Origin of the sequence: Moorena producens 3L, assembly GCF_000211815.1 — a bacterium.
In the GTDB taxonomy this organism is placed as follows: Bacteria; Cyanobacteriota; Cyanobacteriia; order Cyanobacteriales; family Coleofasciculaceae; genus Moorena; species Moorena producens.
In genome coordinates, this window is the sequence record NZ_GL890855.1 from 1 (window position 1) to 6,941 (window position 6,941).

At 44.3% G+C, this 6,941-nt stretch carries 10 protein-coding genes; 8 read left to right on the forward strand and 2 right to left on the reverse strand.

The annotated features are described in order from the left end of the window. The 8 genes from psb34 (LYNGBM3L_RS11200) to ftsH4 form a co-directional block, all read left to right on the forward strand. Positions 1-225: photosystem II assembly protein Psb34 (gene psb34, locus LYNGBM3L_RS11200; protein WP_008182576.1), on the forward strand; the 225-nt coding region annotated here is incomplete at its 5' end. Positions 226-279: 54 nt separating this feature from the next. After that, on the forward strand, positions 280-510 hold the full coding sequence (locus LYNGBM3L_RS11205) for a photosystem II protein, Psb35-related (RefSeq protein WP_044492705.1): 231 nt from the start codon (positions 280-282) through the stop codon (positions 508-510). A gap of 101 nt (positions 511-611) precedes the next feature. Beyond that, complete coding sequence (gene psb34 / locus LYNGBM3L_RS11210) at positions 612-782, forward strand: photosystem II assembly protein Psb34 (RefSeq protein WP_044492717.1); 171 nt, start codon at positions 612-614, stop codon at positions 780-782. A 55-nt stretch (positions 783-837) separates the two neighbouring features. Continuing rightward, on the forward strand, positions 838-1,068 hold the full coding sequence (locus LYNGBM3L_RS11215) for a photosystem II protein, Psb35-related (RefSeq protein WP_044492707.1): 231 nt from the start codon (positions 838-840) through the stop codon (positions 1,066-1,068). Between the two features lie 137 nt (positions 1,069-1,205). Continuing rightward, on the forward strand, positions 1,206-1,376 hold the full coding sequence (gene psb34, locus LYNGBM3L_RS11220) for a photosystem II assembly protein Psb34 (protein WP_044492720.1): 171 nt from the start codon (positions 1,206-1,208) through the stop codon (positions 1,374-1,376). A gap of 52 nt (positions 1,377-1,428) precedes the next feature. Next, positions 1,429-1,659 (forward strand): photosystem II protein, Psb35-related, encoded by a 231-nt coding sequence (locus LYNGBM3L_RS11225; RefSeq protein ID WP_008182589.1) that lies wholly within the window; start codon positions 1,429-1,431, stop codon positions 1,657-1,659. Between the two features lie 11 nt (positions 1,660-1,670). Further along, on the forward strand, positions 1,671-1,862 hold the full coding sequence (locus LYNGBM3L_RS11230; protein ID WP_008182591.1) for a DUF2949 domain-containing protein: 192 nt from the start codon (positions 1,671-1,673) through the stop codon (positions 1,860-1,862). Between the two features lie 623 nt (positions 1,863-2,485). Then, on the forward strand, positions 2,486-4,366 hold the full coding sequence (gene ftsH4 / locus LYNGBM3L_RS11235) for an ATP-dependent zinc metalloprotease FtsH4 (protein WP_008182593.1): 1,881 nt from the start codon (positions 2,486-2,488) through the stop codon (positions 4,364-4,366). A gap of 282 nt (positions 4,367-4,648) precedes the next feature. Here ftsH4 and LYNGBM3L_RS11240 read toward each other — a convergent pair whose 3' ends face one another. Together LYNGBM3L_RS11240 and LYNGBM3L_RS47250 are read right to left on the reverse strand one after the other, a co-directional pair. Then, complete coding sequence (locus tag LYNGBM3L_RS11240; RefSeq protein ID WP_044492710.1) at positions 4,649-6,196, reverse strand: reverse transcriptase domain-containing protein; 1,548 nt, start codon at positions 6,194-6,196, stop codon at positions 4,649-4,651. Between the two features lie 519 nt (positions 6,197-6,715). Further along, positions 6,716-6,941 (reverse strand): hypothetical protein (locus tag LYNGBM3L_RS47250; protein WP_207554305.1); only part of this gene is annotated, 226 nt, incomplete at its 5' end.

Below are 6,941 nucleotides of genomic sequence, written 5' to 3' on the forward strand. Positions count from 1 at the left end.
AAAGGAGAAAAAAAGCAAATGACTTTCAGCACTAACACCATGACCAAGTCCACTATGTACACCACGGTTGATGAAACCGGAGTCCTCAACAACTACGCTCCTGAAACCGAGATTTACTACGCAGACTTCCCAACACTTGAACAGCAGCGTAATTATATTTCCCAAGGTGCTATAGCTAGCTTGTTAGTCTGCTTGTTAATTTTGACTGCCTTCGGTATCAGCTAAACCATTCGTTACTTATTTGACCACTAGCTTGTAAAAAACACAAAGGAGAAAATGATGACTATTGTAATTGCACTGTTAATTGTTGGTTGGACTGCTGCTGCGGTAATTGGTACTCAAGCTTACTTCCGTGGTGAGCAAACCAAGCCCATCCATGAGCGCAACTGGCGTAGTGATTCTTTCAACAAACTGGCTAAATCTGTGACTGGTCAAGACACTGACTATAGCGTACGCACTCCGGCCTATGCCATGGATGCTTTTGCTAGCAACTCTCTGCCCAATTCCTAATCAAGCAATGCTTTAAGGGTTTGACCCAAAGCTTGTAAAACACAGACGAAAGGAGAAAAAACCAAATGACTTTCAGCACTGACACCATGACCAAGTCCACTATGTACACCACGGTTGATGAAACCGGAGTCCTCAACAACTACGCTCCTGAAACCGAGATTTACTACGCAGACTTCCCTTCAGTAGAACAGCAGCGTAATTATATTTCCCAAGGTGCTATAGCTAGCTTGTTAGTCTGCTTGTTAATTTTGACCGCCTTCGGTATCAGCTAAGACCATTCATTACTTGTTAAACCCAAAGCTTGTAAAAAACACAAAGGAGAAAATGATGACTATTGTAATTGCACTGTTAATTGTTGGTTGGACTGCTGCTGCGCTAATTGGTACTCAAGCTTACTTCCGTGGTGAGCAAACCAAGCCCATCCATGAGCGCAACTGGCGTAGTGATTCTTTCAACACACTGGCCAAATCCGTGACTGGTCAAGAAACTGACTATAGCGTACGCACTCCGGCCTATGCCATGGATGCTTTTGCTAGCAACTCTCTACCCAATTCCTAATCTTGAAGCATTTGACACTGTGATTTTGACACTGTGATCAAGCAATGCTTTAACGGTTTGACCCATTTATTTACATAAAGACCAAAGGAGAAAAAAAGCAAATGACTTTCAGCACTAACACTATTACCAAGTCCACTATGTACACCACCGTTGATGAAACCGGAGTCCTCAATAACTACGCTCCTGAAACCGAGATTTACTACGCAGACTTCCCAACACTTGAACAGCAGCGTAATTATATTACCCAAGGTGCTATTGCTAGCTTTTTAGTCAGCTTGTTAATTTTGACTGCCTTCGGTATCAGCTAAACCATTCGTTACTTGTTTGACCACTAGCTTATAAAACACAAAGGAGAAAATCATGACTATTGTAATTGCACTGTTAATTGTTGGTTGGACTGCTGCTGCGCTAATTGGTACTCAAGCTTACTTCCGTGGTGAGCAAACCAAGCCCATCCATGAGCGCAACTGGCGTAGTAACTCTTTCAACAAACTGGCCAAATCCGTGACTGGTCAAGACACTGACTATAGCGATCGCACTCCGGCCTATGCCATGGATGCTTTTGCTAGCAACTCTCTGCCCAATTCCTAAACCAGAGGTCGATGCAGTCTTCAGTGCTCACTAAATTGATTCGCTGGTTACAGGAAGAGTTAGAGATTCCTAGGGCTTCCATTGCCCTGGCCCTACGCCAGGGCGAACCAAGCCCAAACTTTTTACCGATGATTCTGTGGCAATACGGACTAATTTCATTAGATCAATTAGATCAAATCTTTGATTGGTTGGAAGCCGTCTAAATCTATCTCTCGATATATAGCATTTATAGTTGAGTTGTGAACAGAATCCCTTAGGAAAAGGCAAGAGGCAAGAGGCAAGAGGCAAGAGTTAATCAACTATATAGGGATTTTTGGTAGCGATGCAGCGCCGCCAAAGGGGGTTTCCCTCATGAGTGACTGCATAAAGACAAGGTCAAAAACGGTAATCGTTTTTTCCAATTCCTACACGAAATGCTATATATAATAAACCAATCTAAATTCTAGAAGCCTTACTGACCAAAGATTTCACAATTAATACGCAAAAATACTTATCTAGCCCATCTAAATACTAAAAGCCTTACTGACCAAAGATTTCACAATTAATAAGCAAAAATACCTATCGTAGGCATTTCAAAATAAGATGGGTTTACCCTGATCAAGTAAGTCTGGAATTTTAGAGTTAATACCAATTCTTAGGGCTGACACCGCTACACGTCCTTTTGATCTCCCCATCTCCCCATCTCCTCATCTGCATCTGTAGTCCTACTTTGAACAATCGGTATAACTTTTAACCGTACCCTGGTAGGCTAAAAGTAAGGGCTTTCAGCCTGTATAACAAAAGCATTTTAAACAAACACTAGTTTGCATTTAACTACCTTGCATCTATGAGTATTAAAGACAAACCTCAACCCCCTCGCTCTCGCCTAATTGGCAATATTCTATTATTTTTAGGGGGTTTATTTCTTGTAGCTAACCTATTCTTGCCTGGGTTTTTTGGACAGAAAATCTCTCGGGTACCCTACAGCTTGTTTATTGACCAAGTCCAAGATGGACAGGTAGCGCGGGTTTATGTTGGGCAAGACCAAATCCAGTATCAGCTCAAAGCTGATACTGAACAGCCAGGACAAATTCTGATTACCACCCCAATCTATGATCTAGAGTTACCCCAACGGCTAGAAGATAAAGGAGTAGAATTTGCTGCTGCTCCTCCCCCTAAACGAAGCTGGTTTGCCATCGTGCTCAGCTGGGTGATACCTCCACTGATTTTTGTTGGCATTTTGCAGTTTTTTGCAGGACGTTTTGGTGGTGGCGGACCCCAAGGTGCTCTGTCTATTAGCAAGAGTAAAGCTAAGGTTTATGTGCAAGATGATGCCACGAAAGTTACCTTTAATGATGTGGCAGGGGTAGAAGAAGCAAAGACTGAATTACAGGAAATTGTGGATTTTCTCAAAACGCCCCAACGGTTTACTAACATAGGAGCGCGAATTCCAAAAGGAGTGCTATTAGTTGGACCTCCTGGAACGGGTAAAACCCTAATGGCTAAAGCAGTAGCTGGAGAAGCTGGTGTACCATTCTTTAGTATTTCTGGATCGGAGTTTGTAGAACTGTTTGTGGGTGCTGGTGCTGCCAGAGTTCGGGATTTATTTGAACAGGCCAAAAAGAAAGCTCCCTGTATTATTTTCATTGATGAATTGGATGCTATTGGTAAGTCCCGTGCTAGTGGTTCTGGTTTTGTTGGTGGCAACGATGAGCGGGAACAAACCCTCAACCAGTTGCTAACGGAAATGGATGGATTTGCTGCTGGTGATGCCACGGTAATTGTCTTAGCAGCGACTAACCGCCCTGAAACCCTAGACCCAGCTCTGTTACGTCCAGGACGATTCGATCGGCAAGTGTTAGTAGACCGTCCAGACTTATCCGGTCGCTTGAAAATTCTGGAAATCTATGCTAAGAAAGTGAAGCTTGGGGAAGATGTAGATCTAAAAGCGATCGCAACTCGTACTCCTGGTTTTGCTGGTGCTGATCTTGCTAATCTCGTTAATGAAGCAGCCCTGTTAGCTGCCCGTAACCGCAAGGAAAAAGTAACTCAAGCCGACTTTGCTGAAGCGATTGAGCGAGTCGTAGCTGGTCTAGAGAAGAAAAGCCGGGTACTCAATGACAAAGAGAAAACTATCGTTGCTTACCATGAAGTCGGTCATGCTCTAGTTGGTGCTTTGATGCCTGGTGGTAGTAAAGTCGCTAAAATCTCCATTGTGCCACGGGGGATGGCAGCACTAGGCTACACCTTGCAAATGCCTACAGAAGACCGCTTCTTAATGGATGAAAAAGAACTCCAGGGTCAGATTGCTACCTTGCTTGGTGGACGGGCAGCGGAAGAGATTGTGTTTAATAGCATTACCACTGGCGCTTCCAATGACCTGCAACGAGCTACGGATTTAGCGGAGCAAATGGTAACCACCTATGGCATGAGTAAAGTTCTCGGCCCCTTAGCTTACCAGAAAGGTCAGCAGTCAAGCTTTCTGGGAGATGGGATGATGAATCCCCGCCGCAATGTCAGTGATGAAACTGCTAAAGCAATTGATGATGAAGTCAAAGAGATTGTCGAAACAGGTCATCAACAAGCATTAGCTATTCTGAACGAGAATCGGGAGTTGCTCGAAACCATTGCTAAACAAATATTGGACACGGAAGTAATTGAGGGTGACAAATTGCAAGAGCTTTTGAGTAAAGTTAAGTCTGCCGAAAAGGAGGCTGCTGTAGTTTAACACCCAATTAGTTCATCCTGTTTAACTAAAAATTAACCACTGTATAGCCATTAAAATCGGGGTGATTAGCACCCCGATTTTAATGAAATAGTTTTAGACTAAAAATCCTCACGGAGTGACAACCCCGTGAGGCTACGGAATTACTCGCTGGTCAAAAAAAAGTAGAAACTTGGCACCAGGCATCAGCAGTTTCAGGACCTGCACAGTTACGGTCGATGTCCCCTATTAAGGGGAGCACCTCCGCTTCAGAACCGTACGTGCGACTTTCATCGCATACGGCTCCTAGATATCCTCTCCTTTCGGAGTGCTCCAGTGTATCTGTTGGTGGCAGCTCTGGTGGACTGCTAATAGGTTCTTTTTCTTCCAATTGTCGTGGTTTCCATCAATGTGGTGGAGATGTACAGTTTGGTCTTCTTTGAACCTCAATCCACAGTGTCCACAGGAATGGTTTTGCTTTTTCAAGGCATCTGAAGTAGCTCCGGAGTATAGTTGTGAATTGCGATTACTCCAGTAGACCAGGTCTCCGTCATATGGTGACTTGGTTCCCTTAACATTAACGTGCTGGTTTTGTTTATACCCTACCTTCGGGAATGCTTTATTGCATAGTTTAGTAGCTCTATACCGACTTACTTTTTTTTCCTTTCGGAACTTTCGGTGGGCAGTTTTACTAATAAACCATAATGTATCCCGAGAGTTGCTCATATCGCAACTGCTGTGGTAGTTTCTCCAACCTCGTACTATCGGGGCTAACTTCTTAGCTTTTAATTCAGCACCATAGTTCGAGCTATTGATTATGGCTTTTACTTTGTCACGGAGTTTAGCGAAGTTTTCCGCTGAGGGAATGCTTCGGAATTTTCCGTTTTGCTGGACGCGGAATTTCCACCCCAGAAAGTCAAATCCATCTGTCGTTTTGGTGAGCTTAGTCTTTTCTTCATTGATTTCCATCCCACGCTCTGCTAAGAAGTTTTTGATTTTATTCATTATCTTCTCAGCATTATCTTTTGGCTTTAGGATTATTACCATATCGTCCGCATAACGCAGACTAGTGTGTATTTCTTCTATTCCGTTAAGTGCTATATTTGCTAGCAAAGGGCTGACTACACCTCCCTGTGGGGTGCCTTGCTCCGGGAATCCTGGATTTATTCCAGCTTTAAGACAGCGGAATATTCCCAATTTGATAGATGCTGGAGCTATGAGTCTCTTCATAATTGAGGAGTGTGATATACGGTCGTTCGCGAAGCGTGGCCTACGGCCAAAGCACTTTTTAATGTCTAATTCGATGACCCTTTTTGTGATTCCGTTACAGTCTGATTTTAGGTGCAGTTGTAGGCGTTTTTGTACGTCTTGGGCACATCGTCCTGTGCGGAATCCGTAACTGTTTGCACTGAAGGTGGCTTCATGAGCTGGTTCCAGTGCATATTTAATCAGACATTGCCAGGCTCTATCGGCGAGGGTTGGTATTTTCAACATCCTTACTTTTCCGTTCTTTTTAGGGATTGGAATTTCACGAAGTCGATTATGCTTCCAGTCTGAGGCATGATCGTTCAATGTTTCTACCAATTCAGCACGCTGTCTGTAGTTGAGGCTTAACTGGCCATCAACTCCAGCCGTTTTCTTCCCTTTGTTTAGCTGTGACACTTGACGGACGGCCAAAAGTTGCGCTGATCGGGATTTCAGTATCAGTTTCTGTAGAGACCTGGCTTTCTTCAAATCTCCGGATCGAACTGCTTTGTATACTCGCTTTTGTAGGCGGAACAAGTTTTGTTGGTGTTTCTTCCAACTCTGACTTTTCCATAGGTCACTAGATCTATTTGACATGTGTCTACCCATACTCTCTTAGAGTTTGTATATTCTGAATACCCGCAGCCAGTTTTTCGACTGCATCCTACCCGGCAATAGGGATTAAGCGAGGCATTGCTTACTAGGGTTACGACCGTTCCCTAGACCTAGTATTGTTGCCGTTTTTACTCGTTCCATTCGTTAGATTGTTGTGACGATTTAGGGCTGTCCATTTTGCCTATCCTTTTCTCGGAGATTACAACTGTCGGGCTAAAAACGTTGTGAGAATTAAAGGATAAAGTCTCGCATATACTAGTCAGATTGCGGCTTTGCTATCAGACACTTTTTCAGGACATTCGCTACTGTTACCCATGTCGTCTTCCCTTTAGCGGCAGTGTGGCACATCTGATTTACCTCTGATTCCGCCCTGGTGCCAGCTTCACTCTGCAAGATGTCGCTTGCTCGGTGTGGCCAAGATAGGGTGTCACATATCTCCTCATGGGGTCGGGTTTTCACCGCCATCCGAACGAATAGTTATGAATTCGGGGTTTTCCCCGCGAATCCCCTGAGTCATACCCCTTTCGTTACGAAAGGCTCCCACTCAGAACGAGCCGCACTAGCCCTTGGCATCAGCAGGGTTCTCGAACCGAGCGAAAACGACTGGTGGCATCGGTCGTAACAACCTAACCACCACCCATGGGTATAGGTGTTGACTATCGGACATAATAAGTTATCTCCTGTAAAGGGGACCCAGAGCCAGCCTATGGCCTTGGAAAACTCTAAGGCTGGCTCTTCC